21 protein-coding genes are annotated in these 20,459 nt (G+C 63.0%); 6 read left to right on the top strand and 15 right to left on the bottom strand.

The features are described 5' to 3' along the window. Positions 1 to 353 precede the first annotated feature (353 nt). Positions 354 to 1,451, top strand: coding sequence for a pyridoxal phosphate-dependent aminotransferase (locus FKZ61_RS17345; protein WP_170199906.1), 1,098 nt, complete (start codon positions 354 to 356; stop codon positions 1,449 to 1,451). A gap of 15 nt (positions 1,452 to 1,466) precedes the next feature. Here FKZ61_RS17345 and phoU read toward each other — a convergent pair whose 3' ends face one another. The 9 genes from phoU to FKZ61_RS17290 all read right to left on the bottom strand — a co-directional run bounded on the left by phoU (position 1,467) and on the right by FKZ61_RS17290 (position 9,830). Further along, positions 1,467 to 2,150: a phosphate signaling complex protein PhoU gene (phoU, locus tag FKZ61_RS17340; RefSeq protein WP_141611398.1), complete on the bottom strand. Its 684-nt coding sequence runs from the start codon at positions 2,148 to 2,150 to the stop codon at positions 1,467 to 1,469. 88 nt (positions 2,151 to 2,238) lie between these two features. Next, positions 2,239 to 3,072 carry a phosphate ABC transporter ATP-binding protein PstB gene (gene pstB / locus FKZ61_RS17335; RefSeq protein WP_141611397.1) on the bottom strand — a complete coding sequence of 278 codons (834 nt, stop codon included), beginning with the start codon at positions 3,070 to 3,072 and terminating at the stop codon, positions 2,239 to 2,241. Between the two features lie 46 nt (positions 3,073 to 3,118). Further along, positions 3,119 to 4,012 carry a phosphate ABC transporter permease PstA gene (gene pstA, locus FKZ61_RS17330; protein ID WP_211358614.1) on the bottom strand — a complete coding sequence of 298 codons (894 nt, stop codon included), beginning with the start codon at positions 4,010 to 4,012 and terminating at the stop codon, positions 3,119 to 3,121. Then, complete coding sequence (gene pstC / locus FKZ61_RS17325; protein WP_141611396.1) at positions 4,009 to 4,959, bottom strand: phosphate ABC transporter permease subunit PstC; 951 nt, start codon at positions 4,957 to 4,959, stop codon at positions 4,009 to 4,011. Before pstC ends, pstA begins: the two co-directional genes overlap by 4 nt. A 176-nt stretch (positions 4,960 to 5,135) precedes the next feature. Beyond that, entirely contained in the window at positions 5,136 to 6,212 is a 1,077-nt protein-coding gene (locus FKZ61_RS17320; protein WP_141611395.1) for a PstS family phosphate ABC transporter substrate-binding protein, read from the bottom strand. A gap of 259 nt (positions 6,213 to 6,471) precedes the next feature. Then, the gene (locus FKZ61_RS24065) at positions 6,472 to 8,292 is read right to left on the bottom strand and encodes an ATP-binding protein (RefSeq protein WP_170199904.1); all 1,821 of its coding nucleotides are present in this window, start codon (positions 8,290 to 8,292) and stop codon (positions 6,472 to 6,474) included. 66 nt (positions 8,293 to 8,358) lie between these two features. Next, positions 8,359 to 9,081: a response regulator transcription factor gene (locus FKZ61_RS17300; protein ID WP_141611393.1), complete on the bottom strand. Its 723-nt coding sequence runs from the start codon at positions 9,079 to 9,081 to the stop codon at positions 8,359 to 8,361. Positions 9,082 to 9,161: 80 nt separating this feature from the next. Then, positions 9,162 to 9,533, bottom strand: a complete 372-nt coding sequence (locus tag FKZ61_RS17295; protein ID WP_141611392.1) for a DMT family transporter — start codon at positions 9,531 to 9,533, stop codon at positions 9,162 to 9,164. Positions 9,534 to 9,593: 60 nt separating this feature from the next. Next, positions 9,594 to 9,830 (bottom strand): hypothetical protein, encoded by a 237-nt coding sequence (locus FKZ61_RS17290; RefSeq protein WP_141611391.1) that lies wholly within the window; start codon positions 9,828 to 9,830, stop codon positions 9,594 to 9,596. 385 nt (positions 9,831 to 10,215) lie between these two features. Here FKZ61_RS17290 and FKZ61_RS17285 point away from each other — a divergent pair, with 385 nt between their 5' ends. Continuing rightward, entirely contained in the window at positions 10,216 to 11,328 is a 1,113-nt protein-coding gene (locus FKZ61_RS17285; protein ID WP_141611390.1) for a BON domain-containing protein, read from the top strand. A 23-nt stretch (positions 11,329 to 11,351) separates the two neighbouring features. Here FKZ61_RS17285 and FKZ61_RS17280 read toward each other — a convergent pair whose 3' ends face one another. From FKZ61_RS17280 to FKZ61_RS17270, 3 genes are all read right to left on the bottom strand, one after another. Continuing rightward, positions 11,352 to 12,104 carry a sulfite exporter TauE/SafE family protein gene (locus FKZ61_RS17280; RefSeq protein WP_141611389.1) on the bottom strand — a complete coding sequence of 251 codons (753 nt, stop codon included), beginning with the start codon at positions 12,102 to 12,104 and terminating at the stop codon, positions 11,352 to 11,354. A 4-nt stretch (positions 12,105 to 12,108) separates the two neighbouring features. Then, complete coding sequence (locus FKZ61_RS17275) at positions 12,109 to 13,551, bottom strand: MBL fold metallo-hydrolase (RefSeq protein WP_141611388.1); 1,443 nt, start codon at positions 13,549 to 13,551, stop codon at positions 12,109 to 12,111. A 121-nt stretch (positions 13,552 to 13,672) separates the two neighbouring features. After that, positions 13,673 to 14,020 (bottom strand): rhodanese-like domain-containing protein, encoded by a 348-nt coding sequence (locus FKZ61_RS17270; RefSeq protein WP_170199900.1) that lies wholly within the window; start codon positions 14,018 to 14,020, stop codon positions 13,673 to 13,675. Between the two features lie 441 nt (positions 14,021 to 14,461). Between FKZ61_RS17270 and FKZ61_RS17265 the strand changes: the two genes are divergently transcribed. From FKZ61_RS17265 to FKZ61_RS17250, 4 genes are all read left to right on the top strand, one after another. Then, positions 14,462 to 15,382, top strand: coding sequence for a LysR family transcriptional regulator (locus FKZ61_RS17265; RefSeq protein WP_141611386.1), 921 nt, complete (start codon positions 14,462 to 14,464; stop codon positions 15,380 to 15,382). A 49-nt stretch (positions 15,383 to 15,431) separates the two neighbouring features. Next, entirely contained in the window at positions 15,432 to 16,328 is an 897-nt protein-coding gene (locus FKZ61_RS17260; RefSeq protein WP_141611385.1) for an MBL fold metallo-hydrolase, read from the top strand. A 190-nt stretch (positions 16,329 to 16,518) separates the two neighbouring features. Further along, the gene (locus tag FKZ61_RS17255) at positions 16,519 to 16,977 is read left to right on the top strand and encodes a GNAT family N-acetyltransferase (protein ID WP_211358613.1); all 459 of its coding nucleotides are present in this window, start codon (positions 16,519 to 16,521) and stop codon (positions 16,975 to 16,977) included. 296 nt (positions 16,978 to 17,273) lie between these two features. Next, on the top strand, positions 17,274 to 17,666 hold the full coding sequence (locus FKZ61_RS17250) for a type II toxin-antitoxin system VapC family toxin (RefSeq protein ID WP_141611382.1): 393 nt from the start codon (positions 17,274 to 17,276) through the stop codon (positions 17,664 to 17,666). A gap of 82 nt (positions 17,667 to 17,748) precedes the next feature. Here the strand turns inward: FKZ61_RS17250 and FKZ61_RS17245 are convergent, their stop codons facing one another. The 3 genes from FKZ61_RS17245 to FKZ61_RS17235 all read right to left on the bottom strand — a co-directional run bounded on the left by FKZ61_RS17245 (position 17,749) and on the right by FKZ61_RS17235 (position 20,283). Next, positions 17,749 to 18,711 carry a sugar phosphate isomerase/epimerase family protein gene (locus FKZ61_RS17245; RefSeq protein ID WP_141611381.1) on the bottom strand — a complete coding sequence of 321 codons (963 nt, stop codon included), beginning with the start codon at positions 18,709 to 18,711 and terminating at the stop codon, positions 17,749 to 17,751. Between the two features lie 55 nt (positions 18,712 to 18,766). After that, a complete protein-coding gene (locus FKZ61_RS17240) occupies positions 18,767 to 19,246 on the bottom strand; it encodes a hypothetical protein (protein WP_141611380.1) in 480 nt (159 codons plus the stop codon). A gap of 68 nt (positions 19,247 to 19,314) precedes the next feature. Continuing rightward, a complete protein-coding gene (locus FKZ61_RS17235; RefSeq protein WP_141611379.1) occupies positions 19,315 to 20,283 on the bottom strand; it encodes a mannonate dehydratase in 969 nt (322 codons plus the stop codon). Positions 20,284 to 20,459 lie beyond the last annotated feature (176 nt).

The following is a 20,459-nucleotide window of genomic DNA, read 5'->3' as shown; positions in this document are numbered from 1 at the left end:
TGCTACTCTAACGCCACACAATTAATAGTTTGAAAGAGGGATGTTATGGCTCTGTTAACATCCGGTTCATAGCCTGTTGCCGGACGGCCATTCACCCCAACCGTTTTGCGGAGAAGAGCGGAGAAGAAGGGAGGAAACTCCATCGGTCCCTGTCAAACGCAAAAAGCGGCCGGAAGTGCTATAATGCGGTTATGCGCTGGAATGAGTGACGGGGTAGGAACACATTCAACCGGAGAGAATCGATATCACACCGGATCTGCAGATGCACACGCCACAAACGGCCAACCATCGCCACATGGCCAACAGGCAGGATGTCTGTCGTTATTTAACTTAATTTATCGGAGATGGAGCCCATGCCCCAGATCGTGGCACACGGCACCCTGGACTACGCCGAGCTGGCATCGCTGGGCCTGAGTCCAGATGAGGTTCATGTCTTTTCATCCAACATCAACCCCTACGGCCCCCCGCCCGCGGTGGTCCAGGCTGTGCAGGCGGCTGTCAAGCCGACCACCATTTCTCGCTATCCCGACCGGCTGGCCATGGAGCTGCGCCGGGCCGTGGCCCGGTTGCATCAGGTGCCCGAGGAAGCCGTCCTGGCCGGCAACGGCACGGCGGACATCATGTGGCTCATCGCCCTGCTCTTTGCCCCGGACGCCCGGGTGGCCATTGTCTCGCCCACCTTTGGCGAATACGAAAATGTGGCATCCCTGGTGGATGCCCAGGTGATCCAGCCCTGTCATCCCGGCTGGGAACGGCGGGAGGATGGCCGCTACACGCCGGGCGCCACCACCCTGGACGAGTTGGGCGAAGCGCTGGCCGAGCAAACGCCCCGCCTGATCTTCCTCTGCAACCCCAACAACCCCACCGGCCATCACCTGAGCCCCGACGAGCTGGAGCGGCTCCACAGCTTCGCGCCCGAGAGCATCTGGGTGGTGGATGAGGCCTACGCCGAGTTCACCCCCACGCCCTGGTCGGCCTCCCGGTGGATTGACCAGGGCGACTGGATCATCCTGCGCTCCATGACCAAGGATTTCTCCCTGGCCGGGCTGCGGGTAGGCTACGCCGTGGGCAGCCCCCATTTGATCCAGGCCATGCAAGTGGCCCAGCCGCCCTGGAACGTGAATACCCTGGCCCAGATCGCCGGCACAACGGCCCTGGACAACCTGGCCTGGCGTGCGGAAACCACCGCCCGCCTCCGCCAGGAGACGGAGGCCCTGCGCCAGGCCCTTCAGGCGGCCGGGATGGCCCCCCTGCCCACCAGCACCAATTTCTTCCTGCTGCCGGTGGAGGATGCCACCCAGGTGCGACAGGCGCTGGTCCAGCAGCGCATCCTGGTACGGGACTGCACCTCCTTTGGCCTGCCCAACTACATCCGCATTGCCACCCAGCGGCCGGAGGAGAATCGTCTCCTGGTGGAAGCCCTGCAGGCGCTGCAGGGCGACGCCTCCTGAGGGCCTGTCCAGGCTTTAGCTTCGCCCGTTGAAGGCAGGCTCTTCCGCGTCAAACTCCACAAATTCACCGGTCAAGGTGTAGATGGTGCGCTCGCAGATGTTGGTGACCCGATCGCCGGCCCGCTCCAGGTTATGGGCAGCCCAGGAGAGGTAGTTGGCCTGATCGATGCGCTCCGGGTGGGCCAGGATGGTGTCGATCAACCAGCGGTTCAGCCGGTTGTAACAGGCGTCCACCTCATCGTCGTCCTGGGGAATGGTCTGGGCCGCCTCCAGGTCCTGGCCCACAAAGGCATCCAGGGCCCGCTGCAACATCTCCAGGACCTTCTCGCACATCTCCTGGAATTCCGGCCGAACCTCCAACGTCGGCCGCCCGTTCAGGAAGAGCACGATCTTGCTGATCCCCTTGGCGTAATCCCCCATGCGCTCCAGCTCGGTGGAGATTTCCAGAATGGCCGCCAGCAGGCGGAGATCCCGGGCCATGGGCTGCTGGGTGGCGATCAGGGTCAGGCAGCGCTCCTCGATGTGGTACTTCTGGCGGTTGATCTCCCGGTCCCCGGCGATCAGGCGCCGGGCAGCTTCCAAGTCACCCTGCTGGAGCGCGGCCACGGCCTCTCGGATGGCCTGGATGACATGGCTGCCCATGAGCAGCAGTTCGTCCTGCAATTTTTGTAGTTCTTGGGTAAAAAACATCCGCGCCATGACGGCTCCTCCCTAGTACACGGTGGCGTAGATACGACAAACAGCATCCCAAAGGCCCCGAGGCCAGGCATGCCCATCACAGCCGGACTCAACCGAAGCGGCCGGTGATGTAATCTTCCGTCGCCTTGTTTTTGGGCCGGGTGAAAATCTGGTCCGTCGGGCCATACTCGGCCAGATGACCGGTGCGCCGCTCGTCCACCATGAAGAAGGCGGTGAAATCGGAGACCCGGGCCGCCTGCTGCATGTTGTGGGTGACGATGATGATGGTGTAGGAAGCCACCAACTCCTTCATCAAATCTTCGATGGCCAGGGTCGCGATGGGATCCAGGGCCGAGCAGGGCTCATCCATCAGGATGATCTCGGGCTTGACGGCAATGGCCCGGGCAATGCAGAGGCGCTGCTGCTGGCCGCCGGAGAGGCCCAGGGCGTTCTGGTGCAACTTGTCCTTCACCTCATCCCACAGCGCGGCCCCCCGCAGGGACTCCTCCACCAGCTCGTCCATATCCCCCTGGAAGCCGTTGATGCGCGCGCCCCAGGCCACGTTCTCGTAAATGGACTTGGGGAAGGGATTGGGCTTCTGGAAGACCATGCCGATGCGCCGACGCACCTCCACCGGGTCTACCCCCGGCGCGTAGATGTTGTGGCCGTGGAAGAGGACTTCGCCCTCTACCCGGGCCGTGGGGATGAGATCGTTCATGCGGTTGAAGCAGCGGAGCACGGTGCTCTTGCCACAGCCCGACGGGCCGATCATGGCGGTGATCTTGCGCGCGGCGATACGCAGGTTCACATCCCGCACTGCATGAAACTTGTCGTAGTAGACGTTCAACCCTCGGGTCTCGATGGCCGTCTCCGTGGGCTCAGGCGCGGCCACCTGGGGCCCGGCGTGGATCTCAGGGCGTCGGGTCAACACGTTTGTGGTCATACCATTTTCCTCTTGTTTCAGGGTCGTACTCACTATACCAACCTGGCTACCAGCGCTGCTGTAAGCGATTTCGCAAATAGATGGCCAATCCGTTCATGGTCAACAGGACGGCCAGCAAGACCAGGATCCCTGCCGCTGCCAGATTGTGGAACTCCTGCTGGGGGAGGGAGATCCAGTTGAAGATCTGGATGGGCAACACCGTGAAGATGTCCAGGGGACCCCGCAGGTCAAAGGCGATGAAGGTCAGGGCACCGATGGTGATCAGGGGGGCCGTCTCGCCGATGGCCCGGGACATGGCCAGGATGGTGCCCGTCAGGATGCCGCCCATGGCATTGGGCAACACATGGTGACGCACCACCTGCCACTGGGTCGCGCCCAGGGCAAAGGCCGCCTGGCGCAAGGACGGAGGCACCGCCCGGATGGCCTCGCGGGAAGAGACGATGATGATGGGCAGCACCAGGAGCGCCATGGTCATGGAGCCGGCCAACACACTCCGCCCCAGCTCCAGCCCCCGGACAAAGAGGCCCAGGCCCAACAGGCCGTAGATGATGGAGGGCACGCCGGCCAGGTTGGCGATGTTAATCTCGATGAATTGGGTGATGAAGCTGTTGCGCCGGGCATACTCTTCCAGGTAGATGGCCGCGCCCACGCCGATGGGAAAGGACATGAGCGCCGTCAGGCCGATCATCCACAGGGTCCCCTGCAAGGCCGAACGCAAGCCCGCCCGCTCGGGGAAACGGGACGGAAACTCGGTAAAAAGCTGGGGACGCAGCCAGGGCAAGCCGTCCAGCACCACGTCTACCAGCAGGGAGAGCAGCACCAGGATGGCCACCAGCACGGCAGCCAGGCAGAGCTTCTCAAAGAGCTGGCCCCGGCGCCGGCGCGCCTCCAGCTGTCGAACCGTGGCCGACGGTGCGGCCATGGGGGTCGCCTCCATCATTCGTACACCTCCCGATAGCGCCTGGTGATCCAGTGGCTCACCAGGTTCAATACCAACGTCATCACAAACAACAGGGAACCCACCGCGAAGATGGTCTGATATTCGATGGTGCCATGGGGCGTGTCGCCCAGGCTCACCTGGACGATGTAGGCGGTCATGGTCTCGATGGACTGCAGCGGGTTGAGGGTCAGCTTGGGCTGCTGGCCCGCGGCAATGGCCACGATCATGGTCTCGCCGATGGCCCGGGAGATGGCCAGGATGAAGGCCGCCGAGATGCCCGAGAGGGCCGCCGGCACCACAACCTGGGTGGCTACCTCGAACTTGGTAGCCCCCAGCCCATAGGCCGCTTCCCGCAGGGAGCGGGGCACCGCCGACAGGGCATCCTCGGAAATGGAGGCCACCATGGGCAGGATCATGAAACCCATCACCAGGGAAGCGCTGGCGGCGTTGAAGGCCTGGGTCTGGGGGAAGAGGGTCTTCAAGATCGGCGTGACAAAGGTCAGGGCGAAGTAGCCGTAGACCACTGTGGGAATGCCGGCCAGCACCTCCAGGATGGGCTTCAGGATGCGGCGGGTTCGCTCGGCAGCATATTCACTCATGTAGATCGCGGCCAGGACTCCCAGGGGCAGGGCCACCACCATGGCCCCCGCCGCCACCAGGATGGTGCCGTTGACCAGGGGCAAGACGCCGAAGCGCTTGGAGGCGAAGAGGGGCGTCCAGCGGGTACCGGTGAAAAATTCCAGCGGCGAAACCTGCCGGAAAAAGAGCACCGTCTCCTGGAGGAGGACCAGGATGATCCCCAGGGTGGTCAGGATGGAAACGGCCGCACACACAAACAGGAACGCCTGGATGATCAGCTCGTTCCACCGCCGGCGCCTTCCGTAGGGCGGGCGCACCTCCTGCTGCCGGGCAGCAGGCAATGTTTCTTCCAGCTTCGAGATAGCCATGGATTGGTTCCTTCGCATGTTTCTAAATTCTACCATGGTCCCCAGATTTCGGGCCGCCGACAAAACAGCCGGGAGAGGCCGCCGAGGAGCCCTCGCGACCTCTCCCACGTACCCATTGGTTGGCAGATGTGTGCCTTGGGTGCCGTTCAAACCTCGACCAGGGATACCGGCCTCCGTTATTCCCCCTTCTCCCGGGTCAGCAGATCCGTCAGGGAGACGCCCACCGTGGAGCCCAGCCCCTCGAAGATGGAGCCGGTGATGCGCTCTTCAAAGCGCTGTTGGGCCAGCTGATAGATCTCGTCGCTCAGGGGCACGTAGCCCACCTCGGCAGACAGGGCAGCCGCATTTTCCAGGTAGAAGGTGATGAAGTCGTTCAGGATGGGTTTCTCGTCCACCCGGGCCCGGTTGACGTAGATGAAAATGGGCCGGGCCAGGGGCTGGTAGGTGCCGTCGATCACCGTCTCGGCGCTGGGCAACACGCAGCCGTTGCCGCCATCCACCGCCACCAGCTTCAGCTTGTCCTGGTTCTGTTCGTAGTAGGCCAGGCCGAAGAAGCCCAGGGCATTCTCGTCACCGGCAACCCCCTGGACCAGGACGTTGTCGTCCTCGCTGGGCAGGAAGTCTCCCCGGCTGGCCCCTTCCTCCCCCACGATAGCCTCGGTGAAGTAATCGTAGGTACCCGAGTCCACGCCGGGACCGTAGAGGTTGAGGGGGCGATCCGGGAAGTCGGCCCGCACCTGGTTCCAGTTGGTGATGACATCCTCGGCGGCCGGCTCCCAGATGGTCTTCAGCTCGTCCACGGTCAGGCACTCAGCCCAGTCGTTGGCCGGGTTCACCATCACGGCTAGGCCGTCGAAGGCCACCGGCAGCTCGATGTACTCGATGCCATTCTGGGCACACTGTTCGACTTCGCTCTCCTTGATGGGCCGGGAGGCGTCGGAGATGTCGGTTTCACCGGCGCAGAACTTCTTAAAACCGCCGCCCGTCCCGGAGATGCCCACCGGCACCCGGACGCCGGGATTCGCCCGCTGGAACTCTTCGGCCACGGCCGCGGAAATGGGCGCCACGGTGCTGGAGCCGTCGATGATGATGGTGTCGCCCTGGGCATCCGGCGCACTCTCCTGGGCGGCGCCCTCGCTGGCCGCCGCTTCACCAGATGCTGCGCCGGTATCCGACGGTGTCGCTGCCGGGGCCGAGCATGCGGCCATCACCAATACGCCAAGCAGAAGCGCCAATCCCACCAATTTTCGCATTTGTGAACTCCTTCGATAACGGTTCATGACTGGTTTTTCAATGTGTCCGTTCCTAGCAGGGATTCGCTACCCTCTGCGCTCCCCATCTGAACGGGGCTCAACGGCGGGCCACACTCCAGGATCCACTGCCAGACGCCCCCATAGTAAAGGGCGTCGGTTAATGGCCGAAGCACATTTGACAACGAATCGGTTAAGGAGATGTAAAAATTGTGTTAACAGATGGGGATGACGCGGCAGGCAGGATAGGGGGAAAAGGCGCTCAGGAAGAGGTCGAGCGGGCCAGGGCCGTGTCTGTCGGGGGCGCGGAATCGTCCGGCATGGATTCAGCCAGGGGCAGGGTAAAGTAGAAACGGCTGCCTTCCCCCAGGACAGACTCGGCCCAGATGCGCCCCCCGTGGGCCTGGACCACATGCTTGGCGATGGCCAGCCCCAGCCCGGTGCCGCCGGCCGCGCGGGAGCGGTCCGTCTTGTAGAAACGCTCGAAGATGCGGGGCAGATCCTGGGGCGGGATGCCGATGCCGGTGTCCGCCACCATCACGGTGAGTTCCCCCTCGCCGGCCTGGGCGGAGACCTCCACCCGGCCGCCCGCCGGGGTGAACTTGATGGCGTTGTGCACCAGGTTGGTGATCACCTGCTGCACCCGCACCGCATCCGCCAACACGGGGGGCAGATCCGGCGGCAGGTGGATGGCCAGCTCCAGCTGGGCCCGCTCCGCCTGGGGACGCAGCCGCTCCACCCCGGGCAACACGGCTTCAAGGACGGGCGTGGACCGCAGGCGCAGGGGCACCTGCCCTGATTCGATGCGGGACAGCTCCAACAACTCTTCCACCATCTGGGTCAGGGCGTCCACCTCTACTTCCATCCGGCCCAGGAAGCGGCGGGCAGCCGGCGGATCCTCCAGCGCGCCGTCCTGGAGGGTCTCCACCAAAGCCTGGAGCGAAGCCAGGGGGGTGCGCAGTTCGTGGGAGATGTTGCTGATGAAATCCTGGCGGACCATCTGGAGGCGGCGGAGTTGGGTCAAGTCCTGGAGCAGGACCAGGTACCCCCGATCCTTGCCCTTGAGGAAGGGGGTCACGATCACCCGGAGGAACTGGGTGGGCGTCAGCTCCATGGTCGCCACCTCTTCCTGGCCGCTCTCCCGGCAGCGGGTCCAGACCTCGGCGATGCGGTGGTCCCGGGCCACCTGGATGAAAGAGCGCCGCAGGGCCCGTTCCGGCTCGACCCGCAGCAGGCGAGCGGCAGCCGGGTTGAGGAGACGAACCCGGCCATGGCGGTTGAGGATGAGCACACCGTCGGTCATGACGTGGAGCACCGTGTTGAGCCGGTCCTTCTCCCGCCCTCGCTTTTTGATCTGCTTCTGCAATTTGTCGGCCATGCGGTTGAAGGCCTGAGCCAACTGGCCGATCTCACCGCTGCCCAGGGAATGGATGCGGGCATCCAGGTCCCCCTGGGTCACTCGCTCCACCACCTCGGTCAGACGCCGAATGCGCCGGGAGGTCTGGATCGCCCGCCCGGTGAGCAGGGCCACCAGGAGCGCCAGGGCAATCACGGCGGCCCGGCCGATGGGCCGCCACAGGGCAGGGATGCCGGCCTCCAGCTCGGCCTGGGGCAGGGTCCAGTGCAACACCCCCAGGGGCCGGCCGTTCTCCATCACCACCGCAGCAGCCAGCAGCGCCGGCTCCTCGGTCAGGGGATCCGGGCGCAGAGCATGGGCCACCCCCTGGCTGATGGCCTGTCGCACTTCCGGCAGGCTGGCCCAGGGGATGCCATCCCCCGCGGCCGGATGGGAAACGGCCCGGAGCTGGCCGGCGTTGGACACCGCGGCCAGGCGCCCGCCCAGGACGGCAGCTTCCTGGGATAACAGAGTCTGGAGTTCATCGCTGCCGTCGCGCCAGGCGGTCACCAGCTGGGGCAGGGTGGCCAGCCGCTGCAGCCGGGCCATCTCCTGGGCGACCAGGCCTTCCTGCACCCGGCTGTGGATGGCCAGGGAAAGATACAAGGCCAGGCCGACTGTCAGGGCCAGGATCAAAAGCCCATCCACCAGCACCGGGCGCCAGCGTTCCCAATGCCGGATATCCATCCTCTCCGCATCCTCCTGCCCACGGGGGCTCAACAGTCCCACGTCCTCTCCTCGTCAGTGGCACGCTCAGCCCTCAAAGCGGTAGCCGATTCCGCGCACCGTGACGATGCGTTTGGGCTTTGAGGGCTCCTCTTCAATCTTCTCCCGCAGCCAGCGGACGTGAACGTCCACGGTGCGGCTGCCGCCGTCATAGTCCCAGCCCCAAACCCGTTCCAGGATGAGATCCCGGCTGAGGACGATGCCCCGGTTGCGGGCCAGGAAGACCAGGAGCTCGAACTCCTTGGGTTTGAGGTGAAAGGTGCGGCCGCCGCAGGACATTTCGTGTCGTCCCAGGTCGATCACCAGGTCGCCAAAGACGAAACGCTCCGTCTGCACCGGCTCGCCGCCCTCTTCCCGCTCGGCGCCGGCCATCTCCTCCCGCACCAGGCGCACCCGGCGCAACAGGGCCTTGATGCGGGCCAGGAGCTCCCGCATGCTGAAGGGTTTGGTGAGGTAGTCGTCTGCGCCCACCTCCAGGCCCACCACCTTGTCTACTTCTTCGGTGCGGGCTGTCAACATGAGGATGGGCACGTTCATCTCTTGCCGCAGGATGCGGCACACCTCAAAGCCGTCCAGCCCCGGCAACATGACATCCAGCAGGATCAGGTCGGGCTGGGTTTCCCGGGCCACTCGCAGGGCCTGGGTCCCATCGGTGGCCACGGAGACCTGGTAGCCCTGGCGCTGGAGGTTGTACTCCAGGGTGTCCACCAGGGCAGGTTCATCTTCCACCACAAGAACTTTAACACTCATGCTCTTTCCAACGCCCTTCAAGCAAAGGTCCGTTCAATCATGCACCGTCGGATTCCTGGACGCATGGACGCCTCCTGGCGCTAGGAGCGGCTGCTGTGGGCCACCAGCAGGATGCCCGCGCAGATGACGAGGATCCCGATCCACCGGGCCGGCGGGATCTCCTCCCGCAGGCCAAGCCGGGAGACCAGCGCCACCAGGACAAAGTTCAGGGCCAGGAACGGATAGGCCAGGCTGAGGTCCAACTGGGCCAGGACTGCGATCCAGGCCAGGGCCCCCACCCCATACAGAAACAGCCCCAGCCAGATCAGGGGCGTCGTCAGGATGTAGGCCACCAGGGAGAGCAGGTTGCTGCTGGCGGCTGCAGCGTCGGGCCGACTGACCCCCAGTTTCAAAGCTGTTTGCCCGGCCACGCTGGATGATACCGACAATAAAATCAACCAGATTGCAGACATGGAGAACAACCAGCCTCTGTGGCTTCTATGGCGGCAGGCTCCCGCTGGCTGCCCCGACGATTATTCGTCCACCGAATCCACGGCCGGGCTGGGCGCTGGGCCGCTGCCGTTGCTGTGGGAAAAGGCACGGGCATTCTGGCGTTCACGGGTTGCGGTCTCCCAGTTTTCCTGATACTTCCGCAGCCACTCCTGTTTCACATGCTGCGCGGCCTGTTTCGTCTCGTGGATCGAGTCGATGGCGCAGCCGATGAACAGATACCACTTTCCATCACAAAGCACAATGTACGGTGTTAACATACCATTCCCTTCTCGGTATAGCCAAGGGCCCATCTCCACGTGGACCACACCTGCAACGGGCCGTCGTAGAAACCCTCCTGGCCGTGCACGCTCCTGCGCCGGCCATCCAGCCCATCCGGGCATACAGCATCGACGGCCTGCCGGAAACTCCGCCAGGCCCTTCTAGTATATCATCTCCAGTATACCATGTCGCTCCCCAGGAACCCTTCCCCGCTAATCATTTGCTGACAATCCGCTTGCAATCATCTAGCGTCGCGCTTGTTTTCTTCTGATGGAAGGGCGCGATGAATGGAAGTGGGAAGTATTCAGTTTTTGGCAGAAGCGAGGGATACCAAGCAACAGGCGGGGCAAAAGATCACGCACCTGACATGGAAAGGAGGACACCATGCATCAGTATTCATTTACCATCGGGGCAGCGGTGCACTGTCGAGATGGCCGTTGCGGCACGTTGCGCAAAGTGGTGGTCGACCCCTACACCCACCGGGTGACCGACCTGATCGTAGAAAAGGGGTTTTTGCAAAAGCAGGATCGGGTCCTGCCCGTCACCATTGTGGAGAAGGTCGAAGAGGACGCAATCTATCTTTCCATCGAAAGCAGCGAGTTGAGCCGGTACCCCGAATATCGGGAAGTGGAATTCCAGCTCCCTGCGCCCGACTGGCGCTCCCGGCAGGGTTACCGCTCTGAACATGTGGTGCACTGGCTCACCTATTACGGCATCCCCGATCATCCAGATCCTGTGGTGCCCATGATCCGCCATCGGGTACCCCAGGGGATCCGCTCGGATCTGGAGGCCATTGGCCGGGACACGCCGGTGAAAAACCTGGACGGCATGGTGGGGCGGATCCACCACCTGCTGGTAGACCAGAAGACCTGGGAGATCACCCACCTGGTGGTCCGCCGGGGCGTACTACCCTATCGGGTGGTCATCCCCGTCGACTGGATCGAATACGTGGACGAAAGCGGCGTCTTCATTCGGGGCGACAACGAGGACCTGCGCCAGTTGCCCCGCTACACCGAGCGACCGGCCGCTGACATCCTGGCCGAGCTCCAGGATCGCTTCAACGCCGCGGTCTCGGACTTCAGCCACGTCACCGCCACCATCGAGGACGGCATCCTGCGGCTGCGGGGCGTGGTGGCCGACGCCCAGGCCAAGCGCGAGGCGGAACAGTTGGGTCGCTCCATCCAGGGCGTCATCGACGTGGAGAACCGCCTGGACACGGATGCCGCCATCCAGGCCCGGGTGGTGGCCGCGCTGCAGAGCGATCCCCGCACCAGCGACGAGGTGATCGAGGTCATCAACGACCGGCGGGTGATCACCCTGAGCGGTACCGTGAACAGTGAAGAAGCTCGCCGGGCGGCTGAAGAAATTGCTTCCAACCAGCCCGGCGTCATCGCGGTCATCAACGCCCTGGAGGTACGCCCCCAGGACGAAGTGGAGAAGATGTTTGGGGTGCCGGCCGTGGTGGCCCCCCGCATGGTCCCCTGGTGGCAGAACTAAGGGGAGGCCAGCACAGCCTGGCCTCAGGCCCCCCGCAGGTTGTCCGCCAGGAGGAAGAGGGCCAGGCCGATGACGAACAGGGCGAAGACCTTGCGCAGGTGATCGGGGTGCACGACCCGGGCCAGTCGTGCACCCACCAGCGCACCCGTCAGGCCGGCGCCGACGAAGATGGTGACCACCTGGAGGTCAATGGCCGCGCCGGACAGATGGCCCAGGAAGCCGGCCAGGCTGTTCATGGCGATCACCACCAGGGAGGTGCCCACGGCCTGACGAATGGGCAGCCCCACCAGCATCACCAGGGCCGGCACAATCAAGAAGCCCCCACCCACGCCCAGAAAGCCGGTCAACACCCCGACCACGGCCCCGCTCAGCATCGTCGCGACCCAGCCCCGCCCCTGGCCCTCCTCGTTGGCGGGCTGCGGCTTCAAGATCATGAACAACCCCACGACCAGCATCAGCAAGGCAAAGAGGATCATCAGGGTGGTGGGCGAGACCCAGTGGGACCAGCCTGCCGAGAGGTAGGCAGCCGCCATGCCCACACCCCCAAAGACAATTGCAACCCGCCAGTTCAGCGTCCCCTGGGCCCGATGCATCATCGCGCCCAGCGCGCTGTTGGCGCCCACAATCATCAGCGAGGCCGTCACCGCGGCCTGGGGCGTCTGCCCCACCACGTAGACCAGGGCCGGCACGGTCAGGATGGAACCGCCGCCGCCCAACAACCCCAACGACACACCGATGGCAAAGCCCAATGCAAGATCAATCGCCAACTGTTCCATCACGTCAATTCGCCTTGATGGCCTCCATGGCCTGCCCCGTTTCCGTGGGCAGGTAGCGGCTCCAACAGTCGGTCCCCTCGTTGAGGGCCATCACATCGTCAAAACCGGCTGCCGTCAACAGACTGGCAGCAATCTGAGAACGGTAGCCGCTGGCACACTGGGTGACAATGGTCCGGTTGCGGGGCAACTCGGCCAGCCGCTGGGGCAGGTGCCCCAGGGGAATGTGCCAGGCCCCCACAATGTGCCGCTCGGCATATTCGCCCCGACCCCGCACGTCCAGGATGATGACGTCCTCCTCCGAGCCGCTGTCAGAGAGCCGTCGGGCCAGCTGGCGCACGGTGATGACGGGAAGGGCCTGGGTGCCATGGGCCAGGGCATCGGGCCCCACGTAGCCGGCCACCTGGTCGATGCCGATGGAACGCAGCGCAACCAGGATCTCGGCCGCCCTGTCCACCGATGGCAGCACCAGGTAGACGGGCCGGGTATAGTCCACCAGCCAGCCCAGGTAAGTGACGAAGCTGTTGTTGTCGGCGGGCACGTTGATGGTGCCGGGCACGTGGGCCGCGGCGAAGTCCCCCCGATTGCGCAGGTCGAAGACCTGTCCCCCGGCCGCGAGGACCCGGTCCAGCGCGGCCCGGTCCAGGCGGGTCGGCGACGTGAGGCTGGCCAGCAGGGCAGGCCCCTCTTTGTTGACCTTTTTCATCTGGGCAAAATAGCGGGGCGCCTCCGGCTGTCCTTCCAGAAGCCAGGTCACAAAGGCCTCTTCCTCCTGGAATTGAAAGGCGGGGTTGAAGAGCTTCTCGTAGCCCAGGGTGGTGGATGGCACGGCGCCCAGGGCCTTGCCACAGGCGCTGCCCGCGCCGTGGCCCGGCCAGATCTGCAGGTAGTCGGGCAGCTCTTTGAAGCGCTGCACCGTCTGGAACTGCTGCCGGGCGCCCGCCTCCTTGGTGCCCTTGAGGCCGGCGGCCTCCTCCAGAAGGTCGGGACGGCCCACATCGCCCACGAAGAGGAAATCGCCGGTGAAGATCCCCATGGGCCGGTCGGCGCCGGCGGTATCGGTGATCATGAAGGAAATATGCTCGGGCGTGTGGCCAGGCGTGTGGAGCACCTCCACCCGGACGTTGCCCACCATCCACGAGTCGCCATCCCGCACCAGGATGACGTTGGGCTCATCGGCATAGCCGTACTTCCAGCTGGCATCGCCCATGTCGCTCAAGTAGATGGTGGCACCGGTGGCTGCGGCCAGTTCCCGGCTGCCGCTGACAAAATCGGCGTGGATGTGGGTTTCGGTCACATGGGTGATGCGCAGGCCCTCCTTCTCGGCGGCCCGCAGGTAGGGCGTGATCTCCCGGGCGGGATCCACCACCAGGGCCTCGCCGGTGGCCACACAGCCCACCAGGTAGCTGGCCTGGGCCAGCCGTTCGTCGTAAAAATAGCGCAGTAGCATGCTAATCTCCTTTCATTTTCCACACAGGCTCGGGGCGTGGTGCGTCGTGGGGGATGCGCGTGTCCATCGACCGGTTCCGCTTGACCGATGACGCACCCACCCGCAGATACGCCGCTGTGTCCTACCGCTTCACCGGCAGGCCCGCGCGTGCCCAGTCCACGATGCCGCCCAGGTCGTACACCTCTTCGTACCCGGCCTGCATCAACAGGTTGGCAGCGAAGGCGCTGCGGTTGCCGCTGCGACAGTAGACGATGACCGGCCGGTCCTTGGGAATGCGCGCCATTTTCTGCTGCAACTCCTGCAGGCTGATCTGGATGGCCCCGGGGATAAACCCCTCCTGGAATTCAGCTGGGGTGCGCACATCCACCAGGGTATGGGGCACCTGGGCATCTACATAGCGGGCCTGATACTCTGTCGGGCTGATGGTCTGGCGCTGGCTCACACCAAACAGGCGATTCAACAAGTTCATCCTCGTTCTCCTTTTGTCGGCATCATGATATTGATGTTCTGATGTTGGCATTCGTCGCTGTGCCTTCATCCGCCGGGACGGGGCGACAGCGGGCGGGGCACGCCCCTACCGGACATGCTGCCTCGTTGTAGACGCCGCTCGCAGCGGCGCACCCGTCGCCCTCCCTTCACCCGCCCGGGTGTGGCGACAGCGGGCGGGCACGGGGGCCCGCCCCTACGGGAATCGGCCGCACCTTCGGGGCTGGCGACATCGGGCGGGGCAAGCCCCTACCGGACATGCCGCCTCGTTGTAGGCGCCGCTCGCAGCGGCGCATCCGTCGCCGCCCCTTCATCCGCCGGGACGGGGCGACAGCTTCCCAAACGGTTCATGGTGATTAGTGTACACCCAGTGGAACTTGTCCAGCGCTGCCGACTTGCTTATACTTAGCATAAGTGAGGACTTATGCTAAATCTCTACAAGCTTGAAATCTTTGCCCTGGTGGTCCGCACCGGCAGCTTTAGCGCCGCGGCCGAACGCCTGTTGATGAGCCAGCCCGCGGTGAGCCAACACATCCAGGATCTGGAAGCCAGCCTGGGCACGCGCCTCTTTCGTCGGGGGCGGCGGGGCGTCTCCCTTACCCCGGCCGGCGAAACCCTGTACCGCTACGCCCAGGAGATCCTGCGCCTGGTGGCCGAGGCCGAAAATGCGGTGGCCGACATCCGTCACCTGTCCGGTGGCCAGGTGACCGTGGCCGCCACGCCCGGCATTGGCGTGTATCTGCTGCCCGATTGGGCCCAGGCTTTTCGCCGTCGCTACCCCAATCTCACCGTGGCCATCCAAACCCGAACCACCCCCCAGATCATGGAAGGGCTGCTCCGGGGGGAAATGGACATTGGCCTGATTGAAGGGGAGCTGGAGGAATTGGACAACGACGAAATCGGCGTGCTGGCGTTGGAGGATGTGGAGCAGTTCGTCATCGTAGGACCCGAACACCCCTGGTGGGGCCGGTCCACCGTGGCCATGGAAGAGCTGACTGGCCAGCGTTTTGTCATGCGCCAGCGCCACAGCCAGACCCGCATCTGGCTGGAGGAGGCCCTGCGGACGGCCCACGTCCAGGTTCAGGTGGTGGCAGAGTTCGACAACATGGAGTCCATCAAACGGGCAGTGGCCCATGGAGACGACATCACCATTCTGCCCCACTACGTGGTGCGGCGGGAAGTGGAAGCCGGGACGCTGGCTGCCCTGGCCGTGGAAGGCAGGCCCCTCTGGCGTACCCTGAAGCTGGTGTGGAACCGCCACGCCCACCTCAGCCCGGTCACCCGTGCCTTCCTCCGCTCCCTGGAGAAGTACCTGCCCCGCCTCCAGGAACTGGCCGTGACGTAAAGTGCCCTTCACCGCGCCAGCCCCCGAGAAGAAGCTCGAAGGAGACCCCATGCCCCACAGCAACCACGTCCAGCTGGTGGACAATGCCGGCTGGGATGCACGGATCCTCGTCTGCCGGAACGACGCCCTGGTGGATACCTATCTGGTGGTCACCCGCCGCTACCTGGTGGTGGTGGACACCCTGATCAACCCGGCCACCGGCGCCCGGTTGCTCGCCCTGGCCCGGCCATACCTGACCCAGGGCCGCAGCCTGCTGGTGGTGAACACCCACGCCGACTATGACCACTGCTGGGGCAACCAGGTCTTCGCCGACCTGGGCACGCCCATCATCGGCCAGCGAGAAGCCCCGGTCCGCTGCACCGGGGTGGAGTCCCGGCAGCTGCTCCAGCGGCTGCAGGCGGAGGAGCCCGACATCTTCGCCGACGTGCAGTTGACGCCGCCCAACCTCCTCTTTGACGAGAGGCTGACCATCGACGGCGGTGACCTGACCCTGGAGTTGATGGCCACACCAGGACATACCCCGGACCATATTTCCATTTACCTGCCGGAGATAGAGACCCTGCTGGCCGGGGACGCAGCCGAGCTGCCCTTCCCCATGGCGGAACGGGTGGCGGACCTGCCCCACATGCGCCGTTCCCTGGAGCGCCTGGCCGCCCTGAACGCCCGCACTGTGCTCTACTGCCATGGGCCGGTGGAGGCCGGCCCGCGGCTGCTCCAGGACAACATCGCCTACTTCGACCGGCTGGAGGAGGCCTGTCGCGTGGTCCTGGCCCGGGGGACGCCGCCCGACGGGTTGGACGATGCCGGGCTGATCCGGTGGGTGGGCCTGCCCTTTGGAGATGCCGTCCCCGAGGGGCCGGCGTGGGCGCAGGTGCCGGAAAGTTACCGCACCGCCGGCCACGCGGCCCAGATCCGTCAGATGCTGGCCTGGCTTCAGCAGCGGTGAGGGGACGGAGCTGCCTGGGATCTGGAGATAAAATTGCTGCCCCTGGGGGGTTATGTTATCCTGGATCGTGGCGGTTGGTGACTCGATGGAGGGTCAGGAGGTTGGCGGTATGTCGGGGGAGAAAGATTCGTCCCAGGTGCAAACAAACCAGGTGCAAACAAACCAGCTGAAAACCAATCAGGAGGCGAAGGTGGCGTCTTTCCAGTTTTATGAGCCGGGCCCGCTGCAGGATGGGGATCTGAAATTGCTGCTGGCCAACCGGTACCCCGGTTCTGCCTCCTTGGGCCATGTGCCGGCCTATCGGTTCGAGATGCGCCAGGCCGGTTCCTACCAGCTCATGGGCTACATCGAACTGCGCATCGGCGATACCCACTACCTGCGCATGTACGGGGGCCACATCGGCTACCAGGTATATCCGCCCTACCGGGGCCATCGCTATGCGGCCCGGGCCTGTCGCCTGCTGCTGCCCCTGGCCCGTCGCCACGGCCTGCAGGAGCTCTGGATCACGTGCAACCCGGACAACTGGGCGTCCCGGCGCACATGCGAACTGGTCGGCGCCGAACTGGTGGAAATCGTGGACCTGCCACCGGATATCGACATGTACATGCAGGGCGAACGTCAGAAGTGCCGCTATCGGCTTCGGCTGTGAGGCGTTGGGCGAATCAATCGTCCCGAAATGGTTTTGATTCGGCTCGTCAGCAAGATAGAGGGGGAGAGTGAAATGAATAGAAAAGGAGAAGAGTATCGGTTTGAAACCACGGTCACCTCAGAGGGTACCCTCGTCGTCAAGGGGCTTCCCTTTCCGGCAGGGACGAAAGTAGAGGTCATTATCCACGAACGTTCCCAACAACCTTCGGGAGAGAGTCCCTATCCCTTGCGAGGCAAGCCGATTCGATATCTGAAGCCATTTGAAAGTGTAGCCGAGAACGAGTGGGAAATCCTACAATGATCGTGCTCGACACCCATATTTGGATCTGGTGGGTGCATGGAGATCCACACCTTTCTCAACCTCAAATGGATGCAATCTCCGCGCACGAAGGGGACATTATCGGGGTCAATGCCATTTCGTGCTGGGAAATTGCCAAACTGGTTGAATATGGTCGTTTAGAACTTCCTTGCCCATTGGCCGAATGGTTTGAACAGGCACTGGCTTATCCAGGTATTCGTCTACTTCCTCTAACACCGGCTATAGCCATCGAATCAACCCGGCTACCAGGGAAATTCCATCGTGACCCAGCCGATCAAATCATCGTTGCCACGGCACGGCTATTCAACTGTCCTTTGGTTACCCAGGATGAAAAGATCGTGAAATACCCACATGTTGTAACGATCACATAAACTGTCCTTCCATCATCTTCAATCATGCTCAATGGAGTGAACGTCCAGCACTGTCCCAGGTAGGCTCGCGCATGCATTGACCTCAAGCCCAATACGTCTCGCCCGCTTGCTCCCGGATGACCAGCCCCTGCAGAAAACGCACCGCCTTTTCGAAGCCTTCCCGGCCGGACATGAGCCCATCCTCATGTTCGATGGAGAGGGCGCCATCGTAGCCCACCAGGCGCAGATTGCTGACCATGTCCCGCCACACCTCCTCGCCGTGGCCGTAGCCCACCGTCCGGAAGATCCAGCTTCGTTGGGCAAATTGCCGATACGACTTCACATCCAGCACGCCGTTGACCCGGGTATTGATGGGGTCGATGCGCGTATCCTTGGCATGGAAGTGAAAAATGGCCTCCCCCAGGGCCCGGATGGCGTGTCCCGGATCCACTCCCTGCCAGAAGAGGTGGCTGGGATCGAAGTTGACACCGATGGTGGGCCCCACCGTCTCTCGCAGGGCCAGGGCGGTCTCCACGTTGTAGACACAGAAGCCCGGGTGCATCTCAATGGCGATGCGTACTCCCTCCCGGGCGGCCATCTGGGCCACCTCCTGCCAATAGGAGATCATAACCGCCTCCCACTGCCATTGGACCGTCTCGCTGAAGTCCGGTGGCCAGGGGCAGGTGACCCAGTTGGGGTGCCGATCCCCAGGGCCGCCACCAGGGCACCCGGAAAAGGTCACCACGGTGTCCACCTCCAGCCGGGCGGCCAGGCGAATGGCGTTCTCCACATAGGCCTTGTGGACCTCGCCGATTTCGGGATTGGGGTGAAGGGGATTGGCGTGGACACTCAAGGCGCTGATGGTGAGCCCCCGCTGCTGAACAGCCTGCCGGAAGGCCGCCAGGGCCCCTTCGTCCGCCAGCAGTTCGGCCGGCTTGCAGTGGGCGTCTCCTACGTATCCGCCGCAGCCAATTTCTACGGCTTCCACGCCCACGGAGCGGATGTAGTCGAGTGCCTGCTCGAAGGGCAGGCGGCTAAACACCACGGCGAAAACGCCAACTTTCATACAAGGCCTCCCTCCCGGTAGACAACTGGAAAAGATGAGGGGATCACCAGGTCGATTACTCTGGCACCAGCTGGCAGACGTAAGCCCGATACTGCTCCCCGGTGGACATGTAGAAACAACTGAGATTCTGCACCCGCAGCCAGAACTTACCCCGGCTGCCCAGCCTCTCGGTCGCCTCGGCCACCGAGAGGGTCTCCAGGGTGGGACCCTCGCCACCTTCCTGCACGCTGCAGGCACAGCCTTCCTGCAACTGAACCAGGATGGCTTCCGGCGGTATCCGGAGGGTGGCGGCCAGATTGGCGGCGGCGTCGGCCACGGTGTCCGCCGGGGGTAACGACTCGGCCAACGCCGCCGGATCCTGAATCTGGAGGGAGACGGCAGGCGGCTCCCCTGGCATCCAGCCCAGCAGCCGGAAGGCCACAGCAGCCACGCCTGCCACCACGAGCAGCAACGCCGCCCCCAACCAGCGTCCACCTACTCCTTTACGCACCGGCTGTGGTGTCGTCTGAACCGACGCTTCCGCGATCTGGTCCATGGGACCTCCTTCGGCAAAACCAATCTCAAAAACGCGAGCCACACTATAACTCGAGACAATCCCTCAGGTTAGACAGTCGATACCCCAACCGCTTTCATCAAAGCCCTCATATAACCGATGGTATATGCGTTAGCAATGTGACGGAACGGTGTATCGCCAATAATGTCCGGCAAATGGTCAGGAATCATAGGACCGTCAAAACCAACTTCATAATAGGCTTTCATTGCTGACAACATGTCTATATCGCCCGTGTCAATAAAGGTTTCACGGAAATTGGTAGGACTCCCTGCTATATTGCGAAAATGCACATAGAAGATCTTGCCTTGCTTGCCAAAATGCTTAATGGCTTCAAATAGCCCTTGACCGAGCATTTCAGCGAAGCAGCCATTACAAAAAAGCAACCCGTTAGAGGGACTAGGCACCAGGTCAAGTACACGCTGGAACGATTCCATGGTGACAAACAAACATGCTGCACCACCGATCGGACTAACCGGAGGATCATCTGGATGTAAGGCCATTTTAAGGCCTACATCTTCTGCTACAGGAATAACTCGTCTGAGAAAATATTCAAAGTTGTCCCACAGTTCATCCTCGCTTAGTTCTCGTGGTCCAATTATCGGGGCATTCGTCATGAGTGAATGATCATAGCTAGTAACCAGGGCGCCTCCCCGATCTCGGGTATGGCGGCTGGTTCGCCATACCCGTAGAGCATGAAAATTGTAATGAAGAATCGGAATGCCCGCCCGACCTACATTGGCAATAGTCCGACAGTAATAATCAATTTGCTCATCACGACCAGGCAAGTTCCAGACGATCTTGTTGTACCACTCAGTGGGAATATTTTGGATGGCAGACAAGCGCAGCCCAGCAGCTTCGATCTGCGAACGCAGCTGAACAAGACGCGCATAATCATAATATGGGCCATCCGCAGCTACCAATCCGGTGGGACGGATGGCCACAATATCGGTCACGCCGATCTGCTTGGCGAACTGCAAGCTCTCCTCTGTAATCTCATGCAATCCCAGCGCAGGCCTCATACGAAGATCCTTTCTGCAGTATGGTAAAGGGCCGTCCCTATAACTGGATATCTAGCCACACATCACTTTGGGAAGTAAGTCGTGAAACGAATAGGGACGGGTTGTCCGAGCCTGATACAACGTTCGATCCAGTCCCAACCGATGCGAAAGTAGCTCTTGTCCCGACGGCTCTTGAC

The sequence above is a fragment of the Litorilinea aerophila genome (assembly GCF_006569185.2).
Classification (GTDB): Bacteria; Chloroflexota; Anaerolineae; order Caldilineales; family Caldilineaceae; genus Litorilinea; species Litorilinea aerophila.
The sequence above is the reverse complement of the archived record's forward strand: the minus strand, read 5'-3'. Positions and strand labels throughout refer to the sequence as shown.

What these genes read in the sequence shown, in the direction of transcription:
- FKZ61_RS17345 (WP_170199906.1), top strand. Translation starts at nt 354, where the DNA reads ATGCCCCAGATCGTGGCACACGGCACCCTGGACTACGCCGAGCTGGCA.
- FKZ61_RS17300 (WP_141611393.1), bottom strand. Translation starts at nt 9,081, where the DNA reads ATGAGTGTTAAAGTTCTTGTGGTGGAAGATGAACCTGCCCTGGTGGAC.
- pstA (WP_211358614.1), bottom strand. Translation starts at nt 4,012, where the DNA reads ATGATGGAGGCGACCCCCATGGCCGCACCGTCGGCCACGGTTCGACAG.
- FKZ61_RS17320 (WP_141611395.1), bottom strand. Translation starts at nt 6,212, where the DNA reads ATGCGAAAATTGGTGGGATTGGCGCTTCTGCTTGGCGTATTGGTGATG.
- pstC (WP_141611396.1), bottom strand. Translation starts at nt 4,959, where the DNA reads ATGGCTATCTCGAAGCTGGAAGAAACATTGCCTGCTGCCCGGCAGCAG.
- FKZ61_RS17285 (WP_141611390.1), top strand. Translation starts at nt 10,216, where the DNA reads ATGCATCAGTATTCATTTACCATCGGGGCAGCGGTGCACTGTCGAGAT.
- FKZ61_RS17280 (WP_141611389.1), bottom strand. Translation starts at nt 12,104, where the DNA reads ATGGAACAGTTGGCGATTGATCTTGCATTGGGCTTTGCCATCGGTGTG.
- FKZ61_RS17250 (WP_141611382.1), top strand. Translation starts at nt 17,274, where the DNA reads ATGATCGTGCTCGACACCCATATTTGGATCTGGTGGGTGCATGGAGAT.
- FKZ61_RS17265 (WP_141611386.1), top strand. Translation starts at nt 14,462, where the DNA reads ATGCTAAATCTCTACAAGCTTGAAATCTTTGCCCTGGTGGTCCGCACC.
- FKZ61_RS17260 (WP_141611385.1), top strand. Translation starts at nt 15,432, where the DNA reads ATGCCCCACAGCAACCACGTCCAGCTGGTGGACAATGCCGGCTGGGAT.
- phoU (WP_141611398.1), bottom strand. Translation starts at nt 2,150, where the DNA reads ATGGCGCGGATGTTTTTTACCCAAGAACTACAAAAATTGCAGGACGAA.
- FKZ61_RS17275 (WP_141611388.1), bottom strand. Translation starts at nt 13,551, where the DNA reads ATGCTACTGCGCTATTTTTACGACGAACGGCTGGCCCAGGCCAGCTAC.
- FKZ61_RS17245 (WP_141611381.1), bottom strand. Translation starts at nt 18,711, where the DNA reads ATGAAAGTTGGCGTTTTCGCCGTGGTGTTTAGCCGCCTGCCCTTCGAG.
- pstB (WP_141611397.1), bottom strand. Translation starts at nt 3,072, where the DNA reads ATGACCACAAACGTGTTGACCCGACGCCCTGAGATCCACGCCGGGCCC.
- FKZ61_RS17235 (WP_141611379.1), bottom strand. Translation starts at nt 20,283, where the DNA reads ATGAGGCCTGCGCTGGGATTGCATGAGATTACAGAGGAGAGCTTGCAG.
- FKZ61_RS17240 (WP_141611380.1), bottom strand. Translation starts at nt 19,246, where the DNA reads ATGGACCAGATCGCGGAAGCGTCGGTTCAGACGACACCACAGCCGGTG.
- FKZ61_RS17270 (WP_170199900.1), bottom strand. Translation starts at nt 14,020, where the DNA reads ATGAACTTGTTGAATCGCCTGTTTGGTGTGAGCCAGCGCCAGACCATC.
- FKZ61_RS17295 (WP_141611392.1), bottom strand. Translation starts at nt 9,533, where the DNA reads ATGTCTGCAATCTGGTTGATTTTATTGTCGGTATCATCCAGCGTGGCC.
- FKZ61_RS17290 (WP_141611391.1), bottom strand. Translation starts at nt 9,830, where the DNA reads ATGTTAACACCGTACATTGTGCTTTGTGATGGAAAGTGGTATCTGTTC.
- FKZ61_RS24065 (WP_170199904.1), bottom strand. Translation starts at nt 8,292, where the DNA reads ATGGATATCCGGCATTGGGAACGCTGGCGCCCGGTGCTGGTGGATGGG.